At 49.8% G+C, this 23,698-nt stretch carries 24 protein-coding genes and 2 pseudogenes; 16 read left to right on the forward strand and 10 right to left on the reverse strand.

Annotated elements, in window-relative coordinates; all coding sequences use genetic code 11:
• Positions 1 to 131 precede the first annotated feature (131 nt).
• The 4 genes from copM to silR all read right to left on the reverse strand — a co-directional run bounded on the left by copM (position 132) and on the right by silR (position 3,453).
• Complete coding sequence (gene copM, locus DBR02_RS25335; RefSeq protein WP_107535702.1) at positions 132 to 482, reverse strand: CopM family metallochaperone; 351 nt, start codon at positions 480 to 482, stop codon at positions 132 to 134.
• A gap of 145 nt (positions 483 to 627) precedes the next feature.
• Positions 628 to 1,059 carry a silver-binding protein SilE gene (gene silE, locus DBR02_RS25340; protein WP_007374411.1) on the reverse strand — a complete coding sequence of 144 codons (432 nt, stop codon included), beginning with the start codon at positions 1,057 to 1,059 and terminating at the stop codon, positions 628 to 630.
• 245 nt (positions 1,060 to 1,304) lie between these two features.
• Positions 1,305 to 2,780, reverse strand: a complete 1,476-nt coding sequence (silS, locus tag DBR02_RS25345) for a copper/silver sensor histidine kinase SilS (protein ID WP_070596105.1) — start codon at positions 2,778 to 2,780, stop codon at positions 1,305 to 1,307.
• Positions 2,773 to 3,453 carry a copper/silver response regulator transcription factor SilR gene (silR, locus tag DBR02_RS25350; RefSeq protein WP_004118020.1) on the reverse strand — a complete coding sequence of 227 codons (681 nt, stop codon included), beginning with the start codon at positions 3,451 to 3,453 and terminating at the stop codon, positions 2,773 to 2,775. Before silR ends, silS begins: the two co-directional genes overlap by 8 nt.
• Before the next feature lie 189 nt (positions 3,454 to 3,642).
• Between silR and silC the strand changes: the two genes are divergently transcribed.
• The 7 genes from silC (at position 3,643) to DBR02_RS25385 (ending at position 13,307) form a co-directional block, all read left to right on the forward strand.
• Positions 3,643 to 5,028, forward strand: a complete 1,386-nt coding sequence (silC, locus tag DBR02_RS25355) for a Cu(+)/Ag(+) efflux RND transporter outer membrane channel SilC (protein WP_000475515.1) — start codon at positions 3,643 to 3,645, stop codon at positions 5,026 to 5,028.
• A gap of 28 nt (positions 5,029 to 5,056) precedes the next feature.
• Positions 5,057 to 5,410: a cation efflux system protein CusF gene (cusF, locus tag DBR02_RS25360; protein WP_004098961.1), complete on the forward strand. Its 354-nt coding sequence runs from the start codon at positions 5,057 to 5,059 to the stop codon at positions 5,408 to 5,410.
• 113 nt (positions 5,411 to 5,523) lie between these two features.
• Complete coding sequence (silB, locus tag DBR02_RS25365) at positions 5,524 to 6,816, forward strand: Cu(+)/Ag(+) efflux RND transporter periplasmic adaptor subunit SilB (RefSeq protein ID WP_107535703.1); 1,293 nt, start codon at positions 5,524 to 5,526, stop codon at positions 6,814 to 6,816.
• A 10-nt stretch (positions 6,817 to 6,826) separates the two neighbouring features.
• Positions 6,827 to 9,973, forward strand: coding sequence for a Cu(+)/Ag(+) efflux RND transporter permease subunit SilA (gene silA, locus DBR02_RS25370; RefSeq protein ID WP_070596103.1), 3,147 nt, complete (start codon positions 6,827 to 6,829; stop codon positions 9,971 to 9,973).
• An 86-nt stretch (positions 9,974 to 10,059) separates the two neighbouring features.
• The gene (locus DBR02_RS25375) at positions 10,060 to 10,500 is read left to right on the forward strand and encodes a DUF411 domain-containing protein (protein WP_002436620.1); all 441 of its coding nucleotides are present in this window, start codon (positions 10,060 to 10,062) and stop codon (positions 10,498 to 10,500) included.
• Positions 10,501 to 10,597: 97 nt separating this feature from the next.
• Positions 10,598 to 13,069, forward strand: a complete 2,472-nt coding sequence (gene silP / locus DBR02_RS25380) for an Ag(+)-translocating P-type ATPase SilP (RefSeq protein ID WP_129244003.1) — start codon at positions 10,598 to 10,600, stop codon at positions 13,067 to 13,069.
• A gap of 40 nt (positions 13,070 to 13,109) precedes the next feature.
• Positions 13,110 to 13,307, forward strand: a complete 198-nt coding sequence (locus DBR02_RS25385) for a DUF2933 domain-containing protein (protein WP_000843497.1) — start codon at positions 13,110 to 13,112, stop codon at positions 13,305 to 13,307.
• 33 nt (positions 13,308 to 13,340) lie between these two features.
• Here the strand turns inward: DBR02_RS25385 and DBR02_RS25390 are convergent, their stop codons facing one another.
• Positions 13,341 to 14,078 carry a peptidoglycan DD-metalloendopeptidase family protein gene (locus DBR02_RS25390; protein ID WP_004118340.1) on the reverse strand — a complete coding sequence of 246 codons (738 nt, stop codon included), beginning with the start codon at positions 14,076 to 14,078 and terminating at the stop codon, positions 13,341 to 13,343.
• 288 nt (positions 14,079 to 14,366) lie between these two features.
• Complete coding sequence (locus tag DBR02_RS25395) at positions 14,367 to 14,816, reverse strand: hypothetical protein (protein ID WP_004118342.1); 450 nt, start codon at positions 14,814 to 14,816, stop codon at positions 14,367 to 14,369.
• A gap of 234 nt (positions 14,817 to 15,050) precedes the next feature.
• Between DBR02_RS25395 and pcoA the strand changes: the two genes are divergently transcribed.
• The 7 genes from pcoA (at position 15,051) to DBR02_RS25430 (ending at position 21,900) form a co-directional block, all read left to right on the forward strand.
• The gene (gene pcoA, locus DBR02_RS25400; RefSeq protein WP_000925242.1) at positions 15,051 to 16,868 is read left to right on the forward strand and encodes a multicopper oxidase PcoA; all 1,818 of its coding nucleotides are present in this window, start codon (positions 15,051 to 15,053) and stop codon (positions 16,866 to 16,868) included.
• 5 nt (positions 16,869 to 16,873) lie between these two features.
• Entirely contained in the window at positions 16,874 to 17,764 is an 891-nt protein-coding gene (gene pcoB, locus DBR02_RS25405) for a copper resistance outer membrane transporter PcoB (protein WP_001378118.1), read from the forward strand.
• A gap of 39 nt (positions 17,765 to 17,803) precedes the next feature.
• A complete protein-coding gene (gene pcoC, locus DBR02_RS25410) occupies positions 17,804 to 18,184 on the forward strand; it encodes a copper resistance system metallochaperone PcoC (RefSeq protein WP_000025662.1) in 381 nt (126 codons plus the stop codon).
• A gap of 55 nt (positions 18,185 to 18,239) precedes the next feature.
• Entirely contained in the window at positions 18,240 to 19,118 is an 879-nt protein-coding gene (gene pcoD / locus DBR02_RS25415) for a copper resistance inner membrane protein PcoD (protein ID WP_080821469.1), read from the forward strand.
• A 54-nt stretch (positions 19,119 to 19,172) separates the two neighbouring features.
• Entirely contained in the window at positions 19,173 to 19,853 is a 681-nt protein-coding gene (gene pcoR, locus DBR02_RS25420) for a copper response regulator transcription factor PcoR (protein ID WP_001188930.1), read from the forward strand.
• Positions 19,850 to 21,250, forward strand: coding sequence for a copper resistance membrane spanning protein PcoS (gene pcoS, locus DBR02_RS25425; RefSeq protein WP_004118346.1), 1,401 nt, complete (start codon positions 19,850 to 19,852; stop codon positions 21,248 to 21,250). The genes pcoR and pcoS overlap by 4 nt, the downstream gene beginning before the upstream one ends.
• A gap of 215 nt (positions 21,251 to 21,465) precedes the next feature.
• Positions 21,466 to 21,900: a hypothetical protein gene (locus DBR02_RS25430; protein ID WP_004118347.1), complete on the forward strand. Its 435-nt coding sequence runs from the start codon at positions 21,466 to 21,468 to the stop codon at positions 21,898 to 21,900.
• Between the two features lie 178 nt (positions 21,901 to 22,078).
• Here DBR02_RS25430 and DBR02_RS27070 read toward each other — a convergent pair.
• From DBR02_RS27070 to DBR02_RS27075, 4 genes and pseudogenes are all read right to left on the reverse strand, one after another.
• Positions 22,079 to 22,241, reverse strand: a pseudogene (locus tag DBR02_RS27070) (type II toxin-antitoxin system RelE/ParE family toxin).
• Positions 22,242 to 22,277: 36 nt separating this feature from the next.
• Positions 22,278 to 22,397, reverse strand: a complete 120-nt coding sequence (locus DBR02_RS27195; protein ID WP_007374422.1) for a type II toxin-antitoxin system RelE/ParE family toxin — start codon at positions 22,395 to 22,397, stop codon at positions 22,278 to 22,280.
• Positions 22,363 to 22,542, reverse strand: coding sequence for a type II toxin-antitoxin system ParD family antitoxin (locus DBR02_RS25445; RefSeq protein ID WP_004118349.1), 180 nt, complete (start codon positions 22,540 to 22,542; stop codon positions 22,363 to 22,365). The genes DBR02_RS27195 and DBR02_RS25445 overlap by 35 nt, the downstream gene beginning before the upstream one ends.
• A gap of 106 nt (positions 22,543 to 22,648) precedes the next feature.
• Positions 22,649 to 22,903, reverse strand: a pseudogene (locus DBR02_RS27075) (hypothetical protein); the annotation flags it as partial.
• Here DBR02_RS27075 and vapB point away from each other — a divergent pair.
• A complete protein-coding gene (vapB, locus tag DBR02_RS25455; protein ID WP_001261276.1) occupies positions 22,860 to 23,090 on the forward strand; it encodes a type II toxin-antitoxin system VapB family antitoxin in 231 nt (76 codons plus the stop codon). The pseudogene DBR02_RS27075 and the gene vapB overlap by 44 nt on opposite strands.
• Entirely contained in the window at positions 23,087 to 23,503 is a 417-nt protein-coding gene (locus DBR02_RS25460) for a type II toxin-antitoxin system VapC family toxin (protein WP_000754566.1), read from the forward strand. The genes vapB and DBR02_RS25460 overlap by 4 nt, the downstream gene beginning before the upstream one ends.
• Positions 23,504 to 23,698: the final 195 nt, after the last annotated feature.

A 23,698-nucleotide genomic window follows, 5' to 3' on the forward strand; every position in this document is an offset into this window, starting at 1 on the left:
TGCAGTGCATGCGTTGGGGGTTTTTAAAGGAAAAACCCGAAATGAATCGGGTTTTGATTAATTAACGATTAACAGGTTCCCGTGCCCGGGAACACTCTGACTGTACGCGCAATATATTATTTCCGCAATCATTATTTTTGATTACCAAGCCATTTATTCATCTGCTCAATTTCACCTTTTTGAGCTTTAATGATGTCCTGCGCGAGCTTTCTCATTTCCGGATCTTTTCCGTATTTTAGCTCGGTCTCAACCATTGCTATTGCCCCTTCATGGTGTGCTACCATGCCTTTCGCAAAAGCCTTGTCGGGATCGGAATCTTTTACAGCGGCCATCATTTTGTCATGCATACCTTTCATGCCGGACATATATTCCTGTGACGATGCCGATGAGGATATATCTGACATTTTCATTTCTGAATGTTCTGCGGAAATCGCTGGCAGGGATAACATCAGTATAACAAAAAGCGAATTTGTGATTTTCATATAATAAACCCTTTCAGATGGTTACCGGATAAGTTTAGCTGAGTCAGACAAAAAAGCCCCCTGAAGGGGGCAAAAAATAACAACATATCCGTATAAGGGACAATCTATCAAGGAAAGGGTAACCGCACGGAAACTTCAGTTGTCATCAGCCCGCATTGATCATGCGGCGGTGTGCATCAGCCATAGCCTGATGGGGGCCGGACTGACCGTTATTCGTAAATTCATGGGCAACAGCTGCTCTTTCATGTTCATTCATCGCCGCAAACGAAGTCGCCGGACGGGAAGCGTTAACGGTGCCAGTTCCCATCATCTTCTGATGACTTTCCGCCATTTTTTTATGTGCATCTGCTGAACCATTGTTCATGGTTTCATGAACAATAATAGCCTGTTCATGCTGATCCATACCGGCCATCCGTGGAGCTGCCCCCTGGATGGCGGCTGGAGTTGAAGAAGACTGCATCTGATGGGCCGGAGCCTGAGCATTATTGACACGCTCATGGATATTTACAGTTTCAGTGGCCCAGGCCGTAGAAATTAAGCTCAAACCTAACACTGATGCTAAGACGATATTTTTCATGGTAACTCTCCATTTCTGAATTAGTGATGTCCGTGAATTTCGATCTGTGTCCTCAGTAGTACAACTGACAACTCTACAGACCTTATTCCGCCGGGATGAGGCTTTAATACAACTCCTGGCTTGTGCTGATGCCGTGTATGGATGAAGTAATAATGCCTTCCTGATAAGTTGCACTAATTATATCGAATGGCTTCTGTTTGCTGCATGACAGGCTAATGACATCTTTGTCATTTAAATCTTTATTCTCAGTACTGGGTTTCCGGAATCATTTTCTCCAGTCTGGGCACGGATAGGATAAAACGAGTTGAACGTACGTCCGATTCCACCTGCACTCTTCCGTGATGTGCTTCCACGATGGACTTCACAATCGCAAGGCCGATGCCGCTGCCTTCTCCTTTTCGTTGTCTGGACGGATCTACCCGATAAAAACGGTCAAACAGCCTTGATAAATGCTCTTCAGGGATTGGTTTCCCCGGATTTTCAATCACAAGGTCAAAAAAGCTCTCCTGCTCTCTTATTGAGACGGTGATTGCCTGTCCCTCCGGGGTATAACGCAGGGCATTGGATAACAGATTATTGATCGCCCTTCTGAACATTTGTGGATCTCCCTCAACCAGGCAGGGCATCCCGTTAAATTTGAGCGTGATATTGCGTTCTTCGGCCCAGGCTTCGAAAAACTCGAAGACTTTCATGACTTCCGCTCTGAGGTCAAACATGACCCTGTCAGGTATCAGCTGATTATTATCTGCCTGTGCCAGGAACAGCATATCGCTGACCATTTTGGTCATCCGGTTATACTCTTCAAGACTGGAATAGAGGACATCCTCAAGTTCCCTCTGTGTTCGATCCTGACTCAGTGCGATTTCAGTCTGCGTCACCAGATTGGTGATGGGCGTTCTGATCTCATGCGCGATATCGGCAGAGAAATTGGCCTGGCGGGTAAAGACATCCTCAATCTTTCCAATCATATGATTGAACGAGATAACCAGTTGCTCCAGCTCAATGGGAACGCGTGTCGGTTCCAGTCGCGCATCAAGATTCTCGGAGGTGATGTTTTTAATAGCATTGCTGACATTACGAAGTGGCAGGTGCCCCTGACGGACAGCAATGCGAATGATCAGAACAATTAGCAGACTTATCACGACAGCGATCGCAATCAGATTTTTTTTCAGCGCATCGAGGTAATGGAGATGGAAATTAATGGAGAGGCCAGTCAGCATGACATAGTTCTGCTGTTTGCCCTGAAATATCGCCTGACCAGAGGAAGCGATAATTCTGTATGTTTCCATCTTCATTCCGGACCCGGTATCCATCGGTCTCGCAGGATCCTCCACCGTCCAGAGAAAGACATCACGTGCACGGCTATGCTCGCTAAAATCGGCTGAATTCACAGCAGAGCGTAAAGCAGCCCCCTGCACAGAGCTGTACAGCACCTCTCCCCGGGGATTAAGTAGCAAAAGAGCAACGTTACGGTAGCTGGCGATCGATTCCTTTATTTTGCTTATTTTCTTTTCATCCGGATCAACCGGAGACTGCAGGATACGGTTTAGTGTGGTGCTGATTTGGTGCAGATCGCTGACATCCTGCTCGGCAAAATGCTTATCAACAGAATGCAGCATAAACCAGGTGAAGGCGATAAACGCCAGTATTGTGGACAGGCTGATAAAAAAGGTCAGCCGCAGAGCGAGTGAGAAAGGTCGTCTGGACGGTTTGCTATGCATCCGGGATCTCCAGCATGTAGCCCACGCCCCGCACTGTCTGGATCAGTTTTGTCTCGTAATCGTTGTCTATTTTAGCGCGGAGTCGCTTTACTGCGACATCAATCGCGTTAGTGTCGCTGTCAAAATTCATGTCCCAGACCTGAGAGGCAATCAGGGAGCGGGGAAGAACTTCTCCCTGATGGCGAATGAAGAATTCCAGCAGGCTGAACTCTTTACTGGTGAGCACAATGCGGTTCCCGGCGCGGCTGACTTTTCTGGATACGAGATCAATAGAGAGGTCAGCCACCTTAAACTGGCTTTCCGTGATCATCGTGTTTCCCCGCCTCAGAAGAGTTCTCACCCGGGCGAGCAGTTCGGCAAACGCAAAGGGTTTAACCAGATAATCGTCCGCACCCAGCTCCAGTCCTTTGACCCTGTGTTCGATCGTGCCCAGGGCCGTCAGCAGTAAGACCGGCATACCCTTTCCGGCAGTGCGCAGCATACGGATGATATCCCAGCCGTTCACATCAGGTAGCATGATATCCAGAATGACTAAATCATACTCGGCGGTCATGGCGAGATGATATCCGGTAAGACCATTATCAGCGTGATCCACTACGAACCCTGCTTCTGTAAGCCCTTTGCTGAGATATTCACCTGTTTTAATTTCGTCTTCGACGATCAATATTTTCATCTTGCTCCCCGGCTGGCTGCTAATGTCATTCTATTGCGCCCACGATCGTTATCAACGGATTACAGCAAAAATGACAACATTGTCATTATCCTGTCACCCGGCAAACAGAGAGCGTTCGGTAAAGTATCCCTATCAATACTCTGGACTTCGATTGAACCATTTACCAGGTCTGCCTGTACGAGAAGCGTTATGTTCAAATTAAAATTACTTAGCATCAGTACCATATTCATCCTGGCAGGTTGTGTTTCTCTGGCACCTGAATATCAGCGTCCGCCAGCTCCGGTTCCCCAGCAGTTTTCATTGTCTAAAAACAGTCTGACGCCTGCGGTAAACAGCTATCAGGATACGGGCTGGCGAAACTTTTTTGTCGATCCCCAGGTCAGCAGGCTGATCGGTGAAGCCCTGAATAATAACCGTGATTTGAGAATGGCTGCCCTGAAGGTTGAAGAGGCCCGGGCCCAGTTCAACGTCACGGATGCAGATCGTTATCCCCAACTGAATGCCTCATCCGGGATTACATACAGCGGTGGTCTGAAAGGTGACAAGCCGACCACGCAGGAGTACGACGCGGGTCTGGAGCTCAGCTATGAGCTCGATTTTTTTGGCAAACTGAAGAACATGAGTGAGGCTGATCGCCAGAACTACTTTGCCAGCGAAGAAGCCCGTCGTGCCGTACACATCCTGCTGGTCTCCAACGTTTCACAGAGCTATTTCAGCCAGCAACTGGCGTACGAACAACTCCGTATTGCGCGGGAAACGCTGAAAAATTATGAACAGTCTTATGCATTCGTTGAGCAACAACTGGTGACCGGGAGTACGAACGTTCTGGCGCTTGAACAAGCCAGGGGGCAAATCGAAAGTACCCGCGCCGAAATAGCCAAACGAGAAGGCGATCTGGCTCAGGCAAACAATGCCCTGCAACTGGTGCTTGGAACGTACCGCGCAGTTCCGTCAGAAAAAGGGATGAAAGGTGGGGAGATCGCACCAGTAAAATTGCCACCAAATCTGTCGTCACAAATATTGCTGCAGCGTCCGGATATTATGGAAGCGGAATACCAGTTGAAAGCGGCTGATGCCAATATTGGCGCAGCGCGAGCGGCTTTTTTCCCGTCCATTACCCTGACCAGTGGTCTCTCCTCAAGCAGTACGGAGCTGTCCAGCCTCTTTACGTCAGGAAGTGGAATGTGGAATTTTATTCCTAAAATTGAAATTCCTATATTTAATGCTGGCAGGAACAAAGCCAATCTGAAGCTGGCTGAAATTCGCCAGCAACAGTCGGTGGTTAATTACGAACAAAAAATTCAGTCAGCCTTTAAGGATGTTTCCGACACGCTTGCGCTGCGCGACAGCCTTAGCCAGCAACTTGAGTCACAGCAGCGTTATCTTGATTCACTACAGATAACTCTACAGCGTGCCAGAGGATTGTATGCAAGTGGTGCTGTCAGTTACATCGAAGTGCTGGATGCAGAACGTTCCCTCTTCGCGACGCAGCAAACCATTCTCGATCTTACCTATTCCCGACAGGTTAACGAAATTAATCTGTTTACCGCGCTGGGTGGCGGTTGGGTAGAGTAAATTTATTCAATTAATCAGGAAATTAAAAATGCGTAATTCACTTAAAGCCGTTTTATTTGGTGCCTTCTCTGTCATGTTTTCTGCCGGTCTTCATGCTGAAACACATCAGCATGGCGATATGAATGCTGCCAGTGATGCTTCGGTACAGCAGGTTATCAAGGGCACCGGTATCGTTAAAGAAATTGATATGAATAGTAAAAAGATCACCATTTCGCACGAAGCAATCCCGGCGGTGGGCTGGCCTGCAATGACCATGCGCTTCACTTTTGTTAATGCAGACGACGCTATCAATGCCCTGAAAACCGGCAACCATGTCGATTTCTCGTTTATTCAGCAGGGCAATATCTCCTTACTCAAAAGCATTAACGTTACGCAATCCTGATTGACACTCCGGAGCGAATACATCCAGTGCGCCTGAACATTCATTATGGGATTACTGTGAATGAATGATCGGGCGCATATGCCAGGTGTTTTGATTTTTCAGCGAGAAATTGTATGGCTTCTTTAAAGATAAAATATGCTGCAATAATTATCAGCAGCCTCATAGCAGGAGGGCTGATATCGGTTACTGCCTGGCAGTATGTAAACTCATCACAAAAAACAGTACAAACCGAACAAAAGGCACCGGAGCGAAAGGTACTTTTCTGGTATGACCCGATGAAACCGGATACCAAATTTGATAAACCCGGAAAATCTCCCTTTATGGATATGGACCTGGTGCCAAAATATGCTGATGAAAGCGGCGATAAAAGCAGTGGCGGGATCCGTATCGATCCAACGCAGGTTCAGAATCTGGGATTAAAAACGCAAAAAGTCACGCGAGGAATGCTGAATTATTCTCAGACAATCCCGGCTAATGTCAGTTACAACGAGTATCAGTTTGTCATTGTGCAGGCGCGCTCTGACGGTTTCGTCGAAAAAGTGTATCCCCTGACGATTGGCGATCATGTGAAGAAAGGCACTCCGCTTATCGATATCACCATTCCTGAATGGGTTGAGGCACAAAGTGAGTTCCTGCTGTTATCCGGTACAGGCGGTACGTCAACCCAGATAAAAGGGGTTCTGGAGCGACTTCGTCTGGCTGGTATGCCGGAAGAGGATATTCAAAGGCTGCGTTCAACCCGCACAATCCAGACCCGTTTTACCATTAAAGCACCTATTGATGGTGTCATTACTGCGTTTGACCTGCGCACCGGAATGAATATTTCGAAAGATAAAGTAGTGGCTCAGATTCAGGGGATGGATCCGGTCTGGATCAGTGCCGCAGTTCCTGAATCAATTGCCTATCTGCTGAAAGATACGTCGCAATTTGAAATCTCGGTCCCGGCATATCCGGATAAAACGTTTCATGTCGAAAAATGGAACATTCTGCCGAGTGTGGACCAGACAACCCGCACGCTGCAGGTTCGTCTGCAGGTCACTAACAAAGATGAACTCCTGAAACCGGGCATGAATGCCTATCTGAAACTGAATACCAAGAGCCAGGAGATGCTGCTGATACCAAGCCAGGCCGTTATCGATACTGGCAAAGAACAGCGTGTGATTACTGTTGATGATGAAGGCAAGTTTGTGCCGAAACAGATCCACGTTCTGCATGAATCACAGCAACAGTCCGGCATCGGTTCCGGCCTGAATGAAGGCGATATCGTGGTGGTCAGTGGCCTGTTCCTCATTGACTCCGAAGCCAATATTACGGGCGCGCTGGAACGTATGCGCCACCCTGAAAAAACAGAAAGCAGTATGCCAGCAGTGTCTGACCAGCCTGTAAATATGCATTCAGGGCACTGAGGAGACGACGATGATTGAATGGATTATCCGGCGCTCTGTCGCCAACCGTTTCCTGGTCATGATGGGGGCCTTGTTTCTCAGCATCTGGGGTACATGGACGATTATTAACACGCCGGTCGATGCCTTGCCTGACCTGTCAGATGTACAGGTCATTATCAAAACCAGCTATCCCGGCCAGGCCCCGCAGATTGTAGAAAACCAGGTCACCTATCCACTTACCACCACCATGCTATCCGTGCCTGGCGCAAAAACCGTGCGTGGTTTTTCACAGTTCGGGGATTCGTATGTGTATGTCATTTTTGAAGATGGCACTGATCTGTACTGGGCCCGGTCCCGAGTCCTGGAATACCTGAATCAGGTTCAGGGAAAACTGCCTGCCGGCGTAAGTTCTGAGATTGGCCCTGATGCCACGGGGGTGGGCTGGATATTTGAATATGCCCTGGTCGATCACAGCGGAAAACACGATCTGTCAGAACTTCGTTCTCTGCAGGACTGGTTCCTGAAATTTGAACTGAAAACCATTCCTAATGTCGCTGAAGTTGCATCCGTAGGCGGCGTGGTTAAGCAGTATCAGATCCAGCTTGACCCGGTAAAACTGACGCAGTACGGCATCAGCCTGCCAGAAGTAAAACAAGCTCTTAGCTCATCTAACCAGGAAGCCGGTGGCTCATCTGTTGAAATTGCTGAGTCAGAGTATATGGTCCGGGCCAGCGGTTATCTTCAGACTATTGATGATTTTAAAAATATCGTCCTGAAAACGGGGGAAAACGGAGTACCTGTTTACCTCCGTGATGTTGCCCGCGTACAAATGGGGCCGGAAATGCGGCGTGGTATCGCTGAGCTTAATGGTCAGGGCGAAGTCGCTGGCGGCGTGGTGATCCTGCGTTCGGGCAAAAATGCACGCGAAGTCATCACGGCGGTGAGGGATAAACTGGACACGCTGAAGGCCAGCCTGCCTGAAGGAGTGGAGATCGTAACGACATACGATCGCAGCCAGTTAATCGATCGCGCGATTGACAACCTCAGTTACAAGCTTCTTGAAGAGTTTATCGTTGTTGCTGTCGTTTGCGCACTGTTCCTCTGGCATGTCCGTTCTGCCCTGGTGGCGATTATTTCTCTGCCACTTGGCCTGTGTATCGCCTTCATTGTTATGCACTTCCAGGGGCTGAATGCCAACATTATGTCGCTGGGAGGGATTGCAATAGCCGTCGGAGCGATGGTGGATGCCGCCATCGTCATGATCGAAAACGCGCATAAACGGCTTGAGGAGTGGGACCATCAGCATCCCGGGGAACAGATTGATAATGCCACACGCTGGAAGGTTATCACTGACGCCTCCGTTGAAGTTGGTCCAGCGCTGTTTATCAGCCTGCTGATTATCACATTATCGTTCATTCCGATTTTTACTCTGGAAGGGCAGGAAGGGCGTCTGTTTGGTCCGCTGGCCTTTACAAAAACGTATTCCATGGCGGGTGCAGCCATACTGGCAATCATTGTTATCCCTATTCTGATGGGGTTCTGGATCCGCGGGAAAATTCCTGCTGAGACCAGTAACCCACTGAACCGGTTGCTGATTAAAGCGTATCACCCGTTACTGCTCAGGGTACTACACTGGCCAAAAACAACCCTGCTGGTTGCGGCCTTATCCATTTTCACTGTTATCTGGCCACTGAGTCAGGTGGGCGGCGAGTTTTTACCGAAGATTAACGAAGGTGACCTGTTGTATATGCCGTCAACGTTACCTGGCGTGTCTCCTGGAGAAGCTGCTGCGCTCTTACAGACCACGGACAAACTAATCAAAACTGTGCCTGAAGTGGCCTCAGTTTTTGGCAAGACCGGTAAGGCTGAGACCGCCACGGATTCTGCTCCGCTCGAAATGATGGAAACCACCATCCAACTGAAACCAGAAGATGAGTGGCGACCCGGCATGACGATCGACAAGATTATTGAGGAGCTTGATAAAACAGTTCGCTTACCGGGTCTGGCCAACCTCTGGGTGCCGCCTATCCGTAACCGTATTGACATGCTCTCAACCGGCATTAAAAGTCCGATAGGTATTAAGGTATCGGGTACTGTTCTGTCGGATATCGATGCAACAGCACAGAGTATCGAAGCAGTCGCTAAAACCGTACCGGGTGTGGTTTCCGCACTGGCTGAACGACTGGAAGGTGGGCGTTACATTGATGTGGATATTAACCGGGAAAAAGCTTCCCGGTACGGGATGACTGTTGGCGACGTCCAGCTGTTCGTCTCTTCAGCAATCGGTGGGGCTATGGTGGGTGAGACGGTTGAAGGCGTGGCCCGGTACCCTATTAACATTCGCTACCCACAGGATTACCGTAACAGTCCGCAGGCGTTGAGAGAGATGCCAATCCTGACCCCAATGAAGCAGCAGATCACGCTGGGCGATGTTGCCGATATTAAAGTCGTTTCCGGACCAACCATGCTGAAAACCGAAAATGCCCGGCCAGCCAGCTGGATTTATGTTGATGCCCGCGGCAGGGACATGGTGTCGGTGGTTAACGATATTAAGACGGCCATCAGCGAGCAAGTGAAACTGAGACCGGGGACCAGTGTGGCATTCTCAGGACAGTTTGAATTACTCGAGCACGCCAACAAGAAATTAAAACTGATGGTACCGATGACGGTGATGATCATTTTCATCCTGTTATATCTGGCATTTCGCCGTGTTGACGAGGCCCTGCTGATTCTGATGAGTCTGCCGTTTGCGTTGATTGGCGGGATATGGTTCCTGTACTGGCAGGGCTTCCATATGTCTGTGGCGACCGGAACCGGATTTATCGCCCTGGCCGGGGTGGCGGCAGAGTTTGGTGTGGTCATGCTGATGTATCTCCGTCATGCCATTGAAGCGCATCCGGAATTGTCCCGTAAGGAGACGTTCACGCAGAAAGGCCTTGATGAAGCCCTTTACCATGGTGCCGTGCTTCGTGTCCGGCCAAAAGCCATGACCGTAGCGGTTATTATAGCGGGTCTGTTGCCCATACTCTGGGGAACTGGCGCGGGCTCTGAAGTCATGAGTCGGATTGCAGCGCCCATGATTGGTGGAATGATCACGGCACCGCTGCTGTCCCTGTTCATTATTCCTGCCGCCTATAAATTAATCTGGCTGCGCAGACATAAAAAAAGCGTGTCATAACCCTGAAAGGGCACCCCCTGTGGGTGTCCTTCTGTACTGATTCACCCTGACGTCAGGGTTTATATCGCTAATATACAGAGGTGAGTATGAAAAAAGTGGTTCTTATGGCCCTGGCTCTCGGCCTTTCACTGCCTGCGATGGCGAGTGAAAAAGTGATTGATATGTACAAATCTGAAAACTGTGGCTGTTGCTCCCTGTGGGGCAAGGCGATGGAAAAAGACGGGTTTGAAGTGCGAACTCACGTCATGAATGATCAGGCGCTGTCAGCCCTGAAAGAAAAGCATGCTGTTCCTGCTGGACTACGAAGTTGTCATACCGCGGTTGTAGGTAATTTGATCATTGAAGGCCATGTGCCTGCGGCAACGATACATAAGGCCATGCAGTCTGGTTCGGGTATATACGGTCTCGCCACCCCCGGTATGCCAGCAGGAAGTCCGGGAATGGAGATGGGGGCCCGAAAAGAGGCTTACGATGTTATCGCATTCTCACCGGAGGGCAGTAAAAAAGTCTTCCAGCGAATCGAATAGTCAGCGGAACGGCTGATAACGGGACGCCGGCAGCAGGCACTCTTATGCCGGCGGCATTCGTGGTAATCGCATCCATGACATATCCTGAAGACAGAAAATGCTTCAGATATGCATAAGGAGAGTTACTGTGAAAAATGACAATGCAGTGGAACATAACAACCAGACTGCTTCTGAGCAGACATCATCCCCGGACGAGAGTCACGCATTGCATAAGGTGAGAGATCCCGTGTGCGGGATGGTCATCCTGCCTGACAAGGCGCACAGCAGCATTCGATACCAGGACCATCAGCTTTATTTCTGCTCCGCCAGCTGTGAGAGCAAATTTAAAGCCCATCCCGATCATTATTTTACCGAAGATGCCAGTGAACATCACCATCACCACGACCACCATGAAGTCAGCCCTGATAAGATAAAACAGTCTCACCGCCAGGCGGAGAAAGAGATTTCTGAAGGTGTGTGGACATGTCCGATGCATCCGGAGATACGCCGTAGTGGTCCCGGAAGCTGTCCTGTCTGTGGAATGGCACTGGAGCCGCTCGTAGCTACGGCATCCACGGGGACGAGTGATGAACTTCGCGACATGACAAGACGCTTCTGGCTGGGGTTGTTGCTGGCGTTTCCGGTTCTGATACTCGAAATGGGTTCTCATCTGTTTCCCGCTTTGAGGAATACAGTACCGCCACAGTACAACACATGGCTGCAGTTACTTCTGGCCTCTCCTGTCGTTTTGTGGTGTGGCTGGCCATTCTTCGCCCGGGCCGGAATGTCGTTACGTAACCGCTCCCTGAATATGTTTACCCTTGTTGCAATGGGGACCGGCGTAGCCTGGGTTTACAGCGTCATTGCAACCGTCTTCCCCTCCTGGTTTCCTGCATCGTTCAGAAACATGGATGGCCTGGTGGCCATTTATTTTGAAGCCGCAGCTGTTATTACGGTGCTTGTTCTGCTGGGACAGGTCCTTGAATTGCGGGCAAGGGAACAAACCTCAGGTGCCATTACTGCGCTTCTTAACCTTGCCCCCAAAACCGCCAGGCGGCTGGATCAAGACGGTCATGAAACGGATATTAATGCGGAAGATGTCCTGCCTGGCGATAAGCTCCGCATCAGACCTGGAGAGAGTATTCCGGTCGACGGTATCGTGGTCGAAGGCAAAACAACCGTTGATGAATCGATGGTGACCGGGGAATCTATGCCTGTTACCAAAACGGAGGGTGACCCTGTCATCGGGGGGACCATTAATCAGACAGGTAGTCTTATCATCCGTGCAGAGAAAGTCGGTGATGAAACGATGCTCTCACGAATTGTTCAGATGGTCGCTGATGCACAGCGTTCGCGGGCCCCCATCCAGAGAATGGCTGACAGCGTTTCAGGCTGGTTTGTTCCTCTGGTGATACTTATCGCGGTTGTTGCTTTCATGATCTGGTCTGTCTGGGGGCCCGAGCCCAGGATGGCGCACGGTCTCATTGCGGCTGTGTCGGTCCTGATTATTGCCTGTCCCTGCGCGCTGGGGCTGGCCACGCCGATGTCGATAATGGTGGGGGTGGGCAAAGGCGCCCAGGCCGGGGTGTTAATCAAGAATGCCGAAGCCCTTGAGCGTCTTGAAAAAGTGGACACGCTGGTTGTCGACAAAACAGGCACGCTCACGGAAGGTTCGCCGACGGTGACAGGGATTATCAGTCTCAATCCGGGTGGGGAAACATCTCTTTTGCGTGTAACGGCCGCAGTGGAAAAAGGCTCGCAGCATCCGCTGGGTATGGCAGTAGTTAAAGCAGCACAGGAAAAGGGGATCGCAATACCCGCAGTCACTCATTTCAATGCGCCGTCGGGTAAAGGTGTCTCAGGCGATGTCGAAGGTCAACGGGTTGTTATTGGTAATGAACTGGCTATGCAGGAAAACAGTATCGTTATTGATAATCAAAAGGCCGTTGCGGATACGTTGCGGATGGAAGGCGCTACCGTTATCTATGTGGCCACAGACGGGCACCTTGCAGGCCTGATAGCTATCTCGGATCCCGTGAAAGCAACCACGCCGGATGCGCTTAAAGCTTTGCGTCAGGCGGGGATCCGCATCGTTATGCTCACCGGGGATAACCAGCTTACCGCTGAAGCAGTCGCACGGAAACTGGGAATAGATGAGGTTGAAGCCGGGATTCTGCCGGATGGCAAAAAAGCAGTGATAACCCGACTGAAAGCGTCTGGCCATGTGGTTGCGATGGCCGGAGACGGTGTGAATGATGCCCCGGCGCTGGCAGCGGCTGACGTGGGAATAGCCATGGGAACGGGTACAGATGTGGCAATTGAAAGTGCCGGAGTCACCCTTCTCAAAGGCGACTTGATGATACTGAACAGGGCCCGTCATCTGTCAGAAATCACCATGAAAAATATCCGACAGAATCTGTTTTTTGCATTTATCTACAACGCACTTGGCGTGCCTGTGGCTGCAGGCCTGCTTTATCCTGTGTATGGAATACTGCTGTCGCCAGTTATTGCGGCGGCGGCCATGGCTCTTTCCTCCGTCAGCGTCATTGTGAATGCGTTGCGTCTGAAAAGTGTCAGGCTCGGGAAATAACACTGAGTGAAGGGGCTGTTACGAACAGAAGGAGTCCAGTATGAAAAGTACCACCTATGCGCTTATTGCTGTCGCCGCGATCGCGGCATTTGCCCTCCTGCGCGAACACTGGTCACATGTGGCAGGTTACTGGCCATATCTGTTATTGCTGGTCTGCCCGCTAATGCATCTTTTCCACGGCCACGGAGGGCATGGAGATCATCAACATCAAGGAAGTGAAAACGATAAAAAAAATTAATCCGGCAGACGGGGCCGCGTCGCGGCCCCGTTATCAGTCCAGGTATCGTTCGTAGTCTCTGGCATGCGCAAAGGCATGCTGTTCAAGTTTGTTATCAGCGGGTGCCGCTGCCCGGAACGCCAGTGAGTTAACAGGATTGTTATTGATGACCAGCTCGTAATGCAGATGAGGACCGGATGAACGTCCGCTGTTACCGGATAACGCAATAGCGCCTCCCCGGGTAACCCAGGCCCCTTTAGTAACGAGTATTTTATTGAGGTGGAGATAGCGAGTTTTAACACCGGCTTTTCCCGTTACTTCAACAAAATATCCCATGGTACTGTTGTATTCGGCCCGGGTGATTTTTCCGTCGATGACGCTGACTATTTTCGTGTTCATGGGCATGGAATAATCAATGCCATTATGGGGACTCACTTTTCCCGATACCGGGTTAAGTCTTGCAGGATTGAAAGGCGAACTGAGTCTTGCTGTGGCCGGTAACGGATAATCGAGACTGCCTTTCCCGGAAGTATCGGAAAGGTTATAGAACTTTTTATCTGATATACGATACGCCGTGTAATTAAATGAACCGGACGTAAATTTATAGGCCACGACACGTGATTTTCCCGCTTTCTTTTGCAGTACGAGTTTTAATGATTCATTTTTTTTCAAATGCCGCAGATTAAACCGGGAAGGCAAGGAGCGCTGAAGAGTAGCGATCTCGTTCGATTCCAGCCCCGAGCGGGTGGCTGAAAGGTAGGCATTTTCTTTTACGACATCGGTAGAATACATTTACTGGAATTCGCCGTTAGCATGAACACTGCGGCGTATGCTAGGGGTTTTCAGGAGGCGTGTCATCTGTCAGTTAATCGGGAGCACCGTTGATGGTCGTCATTTTTGTAACATATCTTGTTTCCCGTTTGCTCCTGAAGCTCTGGGAACTGTATGACCAGCCCGACGGTGATGATTAACGGGACTGAAACAGGTTACGGCAGAGCAATATGGGGCTCATGTCCTGCTACGTAACCCGTCAGTAAAGCCCTGCAGCGCACCTGACGCTAAGCACTAACCCGCCTGCAGTTACCTGGTCGAGTACAGCCCGCGAAGCTTTCTTGCCTGCGTCTGATGTGCTTCCGCACCGGCATTATTGACCTGCTCATGCACGAGAGCGGCTTTTTCTCCGGCATTCAGTTCGTTAAAAGAAGAATACGAGGTCTTTGAATTTGCATCACTGCCGGACAGCATTTTTTTATGTTCCTCAATCATTTTCTGATGCGCATAGGACGCGCTGTTGTTCATAAATGAATGAGCAACAATGGCCCTTTCATGTTCATTCATTTCAGAGAATGAGGGCGTGTTGTTTTTATTAACCCTGTCCGGTAAATTTTCATGCGTCGAGGAATTCACATGACTGACGGCTGAGGCATTATTAACAAATCGATGTGCTTCATGGGCAATATCACTGGACTGAGCAAAAGCTGCCCCACAAAATAAAGCTGTAAACGCAGTGGTCGTGATTAATATATTCATGTGTAATTACCTTCTGAGGTACATAAAAGATGTCCTTATGATCATATATAAAAATAATCAACCTGTGGGGAAGATGACGTAAATGTAATATAGCTATGTACATTACACGATTGTAATGAATTTGTTTCTTAAGGTGTGCTAGCTTCATTTCATTGTAAGTGGATGAACCAGTAATTTAATTTAAATCGGTTCTCGAACTCTGTCAGTAACCATACTTTAAATAAGGGAATGCGCATGCTGTTGAAAACGTCTCGACGAACTTTCCTGAAGGGGTTAACCCTCTCTGGCGTAGCCGGAAGTCTTGGCGTATGGAGTTTCAATGCGCGTTCCAGTCTGAGCCTGCCAGTTGCCGCATCCCTGCAGGGTACTCAGTTTGACCTGACCATTGGTGAAACGGCCGTCAATATCACGGGCAGTGAGCGTCAGGCCAAAACAATCAATGGAGGCCTGCCGGGGCCCGTTCTTCGCTGGAAAGAAGGTGACACCATTACCCTGAAGGTCAAAAACCGTCTTAATGAACAGACGTCCATTCACTGGCACGGCATTATTCTTCCGGCCAATATGGATGGTGTTCCGGGGCTGAGTTTTATGGGCATAGAGCCTGATGATACCTACGTTTACACCTTTAAGGTTAAGCAGAACGGGACTTACTGGTACCACAGCCATTCCGGTCTGCAGGAACAGGAGGGGGTATACGGTGCCATTATCATCGATGCCAGGGAGCCAGAACCGTTTGCTTACGATCGTGAGCATGTGGTCATGTTGTCTGACTGGACCGATGAAAATCCTCACAGCCTGCTGAAAAAATTAAAAAAACAGTCGGATTACTACAATTTCAATAAACCAACCGTTGGCTCTTTTTTCCGCGACGTGAATACCAGGGGGCTGTCAGCCACCATTGCCGATCGGAAAATGTGGGCTGAAATGAAAATGAATCCGACTGACCTCGCGGATGTCAGTGGCTACACCTACACCTATCTCATGAACGGGCAGGCCCCGCTGAAAAACTGGACCGGACTGTTCCGTCCCGGTGAAAAGATACGCTTACGGTTTATCAACGGCTCGGCAATGACCTATTTCGATATCCGTATCCCCGGGCTGAAAATGACGGTCGTGGCTGCAGATGGCCAGTATGTAAACCCGGTTACCGTTGACGAATTCAGGATTGCCGTTGCCGAAACCTATGATGTCATTGTGGAGCCTCAGGGTGAGGCCTATACCATCTTCGCACAATCCATGGACAGGACCGGTTACGCTCGAGGGACACTGGCCACGAGAGAGGGGTTAAGTGCTGCCGTTCCCCCCCTCGATCCCCGTCCTCTGTTGACCATGGAAGATATGGGTATGGGGGGAATGGGACATGATATGGCAGGAATGGACCACAGCCAGATGGGAGGCATGGATAACAGCGGAGAGATGATGTCTATGGACGGTGCTGACCTTCCGGATAGCGGGACATCCTCCGCGCCCATGGATCACAGCAGCATGGCCGGTATGGATCATTCCCGGATGGCCGGAATGCCGGGTATGCAAAGTCATCCTGCGTCAGAAACGGATAACCCACTGGTTGATATGCAGGCGATGAGCGTCTCTCCGAAATTAAATGATCCGGGTATTGGTCTTCGAAATAACGGAAGAAAGGTTCTCACGTACGCGGATTTGAAAAGCCGCTTTGAGGATCCTGACGGACGTGAACCTGGCCGTACCATAGAACTGCATTTAACCGGCCACATGGAAAAGTTTGCCTGGTCATTTAACGGAATCAAGTTTTCAGATGCCGCACCGGTGCTGCTGAAATACGGTGAGCGGCTCAGGATCACGCTGATCAACGATACCATGATGACTCACCCCATTCACCTGCATGGTATGTGGAGCGATCTGGAAGATGAAAACGGTAATTTCATGGTTCGTAAACACACAATAGATGTTCCCCCTGGTACAAAACGCAGTTACAGAGTGACAGCAGATGCGCTTGGCCGCTGGGCGTATCACTGCCATTTGCTCTATCACATGGAAATGGGAATGTTTCGTGAAGTCCGGGTGGAGGAATGATGCGAATGAAGAGAAATTTGAAGGCCATACCTGTTCTGGTCGCCGGTTTGTTTACCTCACAGCTTTCTATTGCGGCGGGCTCCGTCTCTGCAGATCCCCACGCCGGGCACGACATGTCTGCCATGCAGATGCCAGCAGATGAGAATTTCACTGAGATGACGTCAATGGAGCCCATTGTAACTGAGAGCAGAACGCCAATTCCGCCTGTTACCGATGCCGACCGGAAGGCTGCATTCGGCAATTTACAGGGGCATGCGATTCACGACAGTGCGATTAATTATCTGGTTCTGCTGGATCAACTGGAATGGCAACGGTCGGATAACACCAACAATTTCAGCTGGAGTGTTAACAGCTGGATTGGAGGCGACACAGATCGGATTTGGCTAAAGAGTGAAGGTGAACGAAGCAATGGGGAAACGGAGGCGGCTGAAGCGCAGTTACTCTGGGGACATGCGGTTGGCCCATGGTGGGATTTGGTTGCGGGTGTCAGGCAGGATTTCAGACCTGCTTCTGCCCGGACCTGGGCTGCTGTCGGTTTTCAGGGGCTGGCACTCTATAATTTTGAGTCTGAAATTACGGGTTTTGTCAGTAATGGCGGAAAAGCAGCCCTTCGTCTGGGAGGAGAATACGACGTTTTACTGACTAACCGGCTCATACTCCAGCCATCCTATGAGGTGAATTTCTACAGTCAGGATGATGAATCGCGGGGTCGCGGCAGGGGACTGACTGACACAGAGCTGGGGCTCCGGCTGCGCTATGAAATACGCCGTGAGTTTGCACCCTATATAGGCGTTTCCTGGAATCAACTTTACGGGAAAACATCCGATATGGCGAAAAGAGAAGGTGAGAAAGACCATCAGGTAGTATTCCTGGCGGGAGCCAGAATCTGGTTTTAACGCACTGATATAAAACACTCAACTAAACAGGTAAATAAAATGTCGATTTTAAATAAAGCCATTCTTACAGGTGGCCTCGTTATGGGCGTTGCTTTCTCTGCTATGGCCCATCCGGAATTAAAAAGCTCTGTGCCACAGGCTGATTCAGCCGTAGCGGCTCCGGAAAAGATTCAGCTTAATTTCTCGGAAAATCTGACCGTGAAATTCTCAGGTGCAAAATTAACGATGACGGGTATGAAAGGCATGTCATCACATTCTCCGATGCCGGTCGCGGCAAAAGTGGCGCCAGGCGCTGACCCTAAATCGATGGTCATTATTCCGCGAGAGCCTTTACCCGCTGGCACTTATCGTGTTGACTGGCGCGCGGTTTCTTCAGATACGCACCCTATTACCGGTAATTACACCTTTACAGTGAAGTAATATTATGAACGACCTGATTATGATTGTTATTCGTTTTCTTCTTTATCTGGATTTGATGGTAATATTTGGATTGCCATTTTTTCAGATATATGGAATAAGCGGTGTCAGACATGAAACCTATAACCTGACTAATTTCAGGTCGTTTATAACCTTTGCTGTTGTTACAGGCATCATTCTTACTGGCATTAATATGCTCCTGGTATCTAATGCCATGAGTGGAGTAACTGACCTCAGAGAATTATCCATCCATGTTATCGAGATGGTGATAGAAGAAACTGATGTGGGTATTAGCTGGATTGTCAGGCTCTGTGCCCTGTTTACCACACTCGGTGCTTTGTTCCTTTACACTAATAAGAGAGTATTGTCCTGCCTGCTGATGACGATGAGTGGGGGCGTGGCGCTGGCTACACTTGCCTGGGGAGGACACGCCGTTATGCATGACGGTCTGCATTACTATCTCCATTTACTGAGCGATCTGACCCATCTCGGCGCTGCAGGTGCCTGGACAGGTGCTCTGGTTGCATTTGCTATCCTGCTGATGCGCAGAAACGAGCATAATGCACAGAGCGTCATTGTGATATCTGACTCCCTGGCAAAATTTGCCACGGCAGGAACGGTGATTGTTGTAGCCCTGATCCTGAGTGCGCTGGTCAACTATCTGTATATTGCTGAGGGTAACTTAACTCCCTTATTCAACAGTTCCTGGGGGAGGATATTGCTTGCCAAGACGGCTCTGTTTGTTCTGATGCTTCTTCTGGCTGCAGCAAACCGGTTTCACCTGGGTCCCCGGCTTGAAGTTATGGTCAGGGAAGGGAATTATGATCGCAGCGTTGCCCTGATGCGAAACAGCATCCTGACAGAATTCGTTGTTGCGATTATCATTCTGGGCGCCGTAGCGTGGCTTGGAATGCTTGCTCCGTCTCAGATCAGCTAGGGGACAGCCAAAGCTCATGCGTGAGATTTTTACTTTCATATCAGCGAGTTGACCATGCAGCGTATTTTAATCGTTGAAGACGAACAAAAAACAGGTCGTTACCTGCAGCAGGGACTGGTTGAGGAAGGCTATCAGGCCGATCTCTTTAATAATGGCCGCGATGGTCTCGGGGCCGCGTCGAAGGGACAGTATGATTTGATAATACTGGACGTGATGCTGCCTTTCCTCGACGGGTGGCAAATCATCAGCGCACTGAGGGAGTCCGGGCACGAAGAACCGGTCCTGTTTTTAACCGCAAAGGACAACGTGCGGGACAAAGTGAAAGGACTGGAGCTTGGCGCAGATGACTACCTGATTAAGCCCTTTGATTTTACGGAGCTGGTTGCACGTGTAAGAACCCTACTGCGCCGGGCACGCTCGCAGGCCGCAACAGTCTGCACCATCGCCGATATGACCGTTGATATGGTGCGCCGGACCGTGATCCGTTCGGGGAAGAAGATCCATCTCACCGGTAAAGAATACGTTCTGCTTGAGTTGCTGCTGCAACGCACCGGAGAAGTGTTACCCAGGAGTCTTATCTCGTCCCTGGTCTGGAACATGAATTTTGACAGTGATACGAATGTGATTGATGTCGCCGTGAGACGTCTGAGAAGTAAAATTGATGATGACTTTGAGCCAAAACTGATCCATACCGTTCGCGGTGCCGGATATGTCCTGGAGATCAGAGAAGAGTGAGGTTCAAAATTTCCCTGACCACACGCCTGAGCCTGATTTTTTCTGCGGTGATGCTTACGGTATGGTGGTTATCAAGTTTTACCCTGATTAGCACCCTGAATGGCTATTTCGATAATCAGGACCGCGATTTTCTGACAGGTAAACTTCAGCTCACCGAAGAGTTTCTTAAAACAGAGACGTTCAGGAACAAAACGGATATTAAGTCATTATCAGAAAAAATAAACGATGCGATGGTGGGGCACAATGGCTTATTCATTTCTATAAAAAACATGGAAAATGAAAAAATTGTTGAACTCTATGCCAAAAATTCTGTTGTTCCAGCGGTCCTGCTTAACAAGTCGGGTGATATTCTCGACTATATGATCCAGACGGAAGAAAATAACACCGTGTACCGCAGTATCTCGCGGCGGGTTGCCGTGACGCCGGAACAGGGTAAAAGCAAACATTTCATCATTACGGTTGCCACGGATACTGGGTATCACACCCTGTTTATGGACAAACTCAGTACCTGGCTGTTCTGGTTCAATATCGGTCTGGTCTTTATTTCTGTTTTTCTGGGCTGGCTGACCACACGTATTGGTCTGAAACCGTTACGGGAAATGACCAGTCTGGCTTCCTCCATGACCGTACACAGCCTGGATCAGCGTCTTAATCCCGATCTGGCTCCGCCGGAAATCTCTGAGACCATGCAGGAGTTCAATAATATGTTCGATCGCCTGGAGGGGTCATTCCGGAAACTGTCAGATTTCTCGTCTGACATCGCGCATGAGCTGCGCACGCCAGTCAGTAATCTGATGATGCAGACGCAGTTTGCACTGGCTAAGGAAAGGGATGTTTCGCATTACCGCGAAATTTTATTCGCTAACCTGGAAGAACTGAAAAGGTTGTCACGAATGACCAGTGACATGCTTTTTCTGGCACGTTCAGAGCATGGTCTGCTGCAGCTGGATAAACATGATGTGGATCTGGCAGCCGAACTGAATGAATTACGTGAGTTATTCGAGCCCCTGGCAGACGAAACAGGAAAGACAATCACGGTTGAAGGAGAGGGCGTTGTTGCCGGAGACAGCGATATGCTGCGACGTGCTTTCAGTAACCTGCTTTCCAATGCAATCAAGTATTCTCCCGATAACACCTGTACAGCGATACACCTTGAGCGTGACAGTGACTGTGTGAACGTGATGATTACGAATACGATGTCTGGCCCGGTTCCCGCTAATCTGGAGCGTTTGTTTGACCGGTTCTATCGCGCAGACTCATCAAGGGTTCACAACACGGAAGGCGCGGGGCTGGGATTATCAATTACAAGGTCGATCATTCATGCTCACGGCGGCGAGCTGTCAGCAGAACAGCAGGGGCGGAAAATTGTGTTCAGTGTGCGTCTGTTAATGGATTAATCCCGTTATTCAGGAGAAACCCGGAAGGTGACAAAAATGTCATCATTCAGTCACGCGATAAACAGAGGCGGTTTTTTATAATCAGTCATAAATCAGGACAGCGTGATAATTCAATCGCCCGGTTCCTGGCGTGATGATTAACCAGCCCTGAGATCAAATGCTTTCTCTGTTATAAGCATTGATTGTTCGGGTATGAAAACACCGGAGACCCAACCATGAAAAAGATCCTTGTATCCTTTATTGCCATGATGGCTGTCGCTTCATCTGCCTGGGCTGCAGAGACAATGAACATGCATGACCAGGTAAATAATGCCCAGGCGCCTGCCCATCAGATGCAGTCATCCGCTGAAAAAAGTGCAGTTCAGGGGGAGAGCATGAAAATGATGGATATGAGCGGTCACGATCAGGCCGCTATGTCCCATGAAATGATGCAAAACGGCAATTCTGCCGCCCATCAGGACATGGCTGAAATGCATAAAAAAATGATGAAAGCCAAACCTGAGAACACCCAAGAAACTGCTAAGCCATTTTCCGAAATGAGCGAGCATGAGAAAGCCGCTGTTGTGCATGAGAAGGCGAATAATGGCCAGTCTTCCGTTATTCATCAGCAACAGGCGGAAAAGCATCGCAGCCAGATCACCCAGAATTAACCCGCAGCTCCACTTGTCAGACCCTCATTTGACGCCGAAGTCACTGGCTTACGCTCCCGTCCGGGAGCGTTTTTTTATAAGCGAAATGAATAATAATGAAAGAGTCCATACACAATGTTTTTTTTGGTCATGTCGACCTCACAATTAACTTATATTGTTTGAGAATCCTGTTCCCCGGTCATCTCCAGGGTGCATGTCGCGCCGTATCCTGAGACTGGCTGAGAATACGAATGACCGTAACCATAGAATGTGATGATACAAAATAGATCGTATGCCGGTTCTACCGGCAGTGTGCAGATATCGTCTCCCAGCTCTGCACAATGCGTGCCGATATCATGCATGGCCAGCACATCAAATACTGCAGCTATACGACCGATCTATGCATCCGCCTGAACAACCCCGATCTGTCTGAAGCTGTAGTCCCAGATGGCCTCCAGATCCTCTTCTGCTTTGGGTGTCAGCTCAATCTCTTTCATTTGCCACCCTGGCCCTGACATTCCTCAGGAATGCATTCTTGTTCCATGGTTTCGCCTCGCCGCTGCTGATCCCTTCGGCCAGCAGATCGCGCAATTCCTGAAGTCTGGATTCAGCCTGCTTTTCATGCAGCTCATCACCCACGTCCACCGTCATCGTACGAGCCATAACCCCTCCATATCTTAATGTAAGATTTATTCTTACATCATTAAATCAGCTTACTACGCTGCTTCCATCTCCGGCATTTTTTCAAAACAACCCTGCTGCAGTCTGGAGATCCGACTTTGCCTTTTTTCGGATCTGAGCGGGAAAAGTGAGAAACCAACATAGGTGTAACATATCCATATGCCGGGCATCTGCATAGGCAAAGCATACGCATATACCTACCATCTGCATATGTAACACCTATACAAGCCGGGCTTGCAGGCATATACTTCACCTATGCGGGAATACTCCCTGGCACACTCAGCATATGAGGAAAAACCATGCGCACAGTTTCGATATTTAAAAACGGCAATAACCGCGCCATCCGTCTGCCCCGGGACCTGGATTTTGATGGCGTCAGCGAGCTGGAGATCGTCCGGGAAGGGGACAGCATCATTCTGCGTCCCGTCCGGCCGACCTGGGGCTCGTTCGCGCAGCTGGACAGGGCCGATCCGGACTTTATGGCGGAGCGTGAGGATGTGGTCAGCGATGAAGGACGCTTTGAGCCATGAAGAAAACCTGGATGCTCGACACCAACATCTGCTCGTTCATCATGCGCGAGCAGCCGGCAGCGGTGCTGAAGCGCCTGGAGCAGGCGGTGCTGCGCGGTGATCGCATTGTGGTCTCGGCCGTGACGTATGCCGAGATGCGCTTCGGCGCCACCGGCCCGAAGGCCTCGCCGCGCCATATTCAGCTGGTCGACGCGTTCTGCGCGCGCCTCGATGCCGTCCTGCCCTGGGACCGCGCCGCGGTGGACGCCACGACGGACATCCGGGTGGCGCTGCGCCTAGCCGGGACGCCGATCGGCCCGAATGACACGGCCATTGCCGGGCACGCCATCGCGGCGGGCGCCATCCTGGTGACGAACAATGTGAGAGAGTTTGCGCGGGTCCCGGGCCTGGTGCTGGAAGACTGGGTGAAATAATCCCGTAATAATTTCCGTGACGGAGACGACAGACATGAATGGGCTTTGTTGAATAAATCGAACTTTTGCTGAGTTGAAGGATCAGATCACGCATCCTCCCGACTGGATTTGCCCCTATATTTCCAGACACCTGTTATCACTTAATGGAGTGACCCCGAGCCCGTAGACAAATCTGCCCTATAGTTTGAGTATAGG

Source organism: Enterobacter cloacae complex sp., assembly GCF_900322725.1.
Taxonomy (GTDB): Bacteria; Pseudomonadota; Gammaproteobacteria; order Enterobacterales; family Enterobacteriaceae; genus Enterobacter; species Enterobacter quasihormaechei.

Bases quoted from the DNA above. Each gene is read 5' to 3' on its own strand.
- copM (WP_107535702.1), bottom strand. From the start codon at position 482: ATGAAAATCACAAATTCGCTTTTTGTTATACTGATGTTATCCCTGCCA.
- silE (WP_007374411.1), bottom strand. From the start codon at position 1,059: ATGAAAAATATCGTCTTAGCATCAGTGTTAGGTTTGAGCTTAATTTCT.
- silS (WP_070596105.1), bottom strand. From the start codon at position 2,780: ATGCATAGCAAACCGTCCAGACGACCTTTCTCACTCGCTCTGCGGCTG.
- silR (WP_004118020.1), bottom strand. From the start codon at position 3,453: ATGAAAATATTGATCGTCGAAGACGAAATTAAAACAGGTGAATATCTC.
- silC (WP_000475515.1), top strand. From the start codon at position 3,643: ATGTTCAAATTAAAATTACTTAGCATCAGTACCATATTCATCCTGGCA.
- cusF (WP_004098961.1), top strand. From the start codon at position 5,057: ATGCGTAATTCACTTAAAGCCGTTTTATTTGGTGCCTTCTCTGTCATG.
- silB (WP_107535703.1), top strand. From the start codon at position 5,524: ATGGCTTCTTTAAAGATAAAATATGCTGCAATAATTATCAGCAGCCTC.
- silA (WP_070596103.1), top strand. From the start codon at position 6,827: ATGATTGAATGGATTATCCGGCGCTCTGTCGCCAACCGTTTCCTGGTC.
- DBR02_RS25375 (WP_002436620.1), top strand. From the start codon at position 10,060: ATGAAAAAAGTGGTTCTTATGGCCCTGGCTCTCGGCCTTTCACTGCCT.
- silP (WP_129244003.1), top strand. From the start codon at position 10,598: ATGCTTCAGATATGCATAAGGAGAGTTACTGTGAAAAATGACAATGCA.
- DBR02_RS25385 (WP_000843497.1), top strand. From the start codon at position 13,110: ATGAAAAGTACCACCTATGCGCTTATTGCTGTCGCCGCGATCGCGGCA.
- DBR02_RS25390 (WP_004118340.1), bottom strand. From the start codon at position 14,078: ATGTATTCTACCGATGTCGTAAAAGAAAATGCCTACCTTTCAGCCACC.
- DBR02_RS25395 (WP_004118342.1), bottom strand. From the start codon at position 14,816: ATGAATATATTAATCACGACCACTGCGTTTACAGCTTTATTTTGTGGG.
- pcoA (WP_000925242.1), top strand. From the start codon at position 15,051: ATGCTGTTGAAAACGTCTCGACGAACTTTCCTGAAGGGGTTAACCCTC.
- pcoB (WP_001378118.1), top strand. From the start codon at position 16,874: ATGAAGAGAAATTTGAAGGCCATACCTGTTCTGGTCGCCGGTTTGTTT.
- pcoC (WP_000025662.1), top strand. From the start codon at position 17,804: ATGTCGATTTTAAATAAAGCCATTCTTACAGGTGGCCTCGTTATGGGC.
- pcoD (WP_080821469.1), top strand. From the start codon at position 18,240: ATGGTAATATTTGGATTGCCATTTTTTCAGATATATGGAATAAGCGGT.
- pcoR (WP_001188930.1), top strand. From the start codon at position 19,173: ATGCAGCGTATTTTAATCGTTGAAGACGAACAAAAAACAGGTCGTTAC.
- DBR02_RS25430 (WP_004118347.1), top strand. From the start codon at position 21,466: ATGAAAAAGATCCTTGTATCCTTTATTGCCATGATGGCTGTCGCTTCA.
- DBR02_RS27195 (WP_007374422.1), bottom strand. From the start codon at position 22,397: ATGTCAGGGCCAGGGTGGCAAATGAAAGAGATTGAGCTGACACCCAAA.
- DBR02_RS25445 (WP_004118349.1), bottom strand. From the start codon at position 22,542: ATGGCTCGTACGATGACGGTGGACGTGGGTGATGAGCTGCATGAAAAG.
- vapB (WP_001261276.1), top strand. From the start codon at position 22,860: ATGCGCACAGTTTCGATATTTAAAAACGGCAATAACCGCGCCATCCGT.
- DBR02_RS25460 (WP_000754566.1), top strand. From the start codon at position 23,087: ATGAAGAAAACCTGGATGCTCGACACCAACATCTGCTCGTTCATCATG.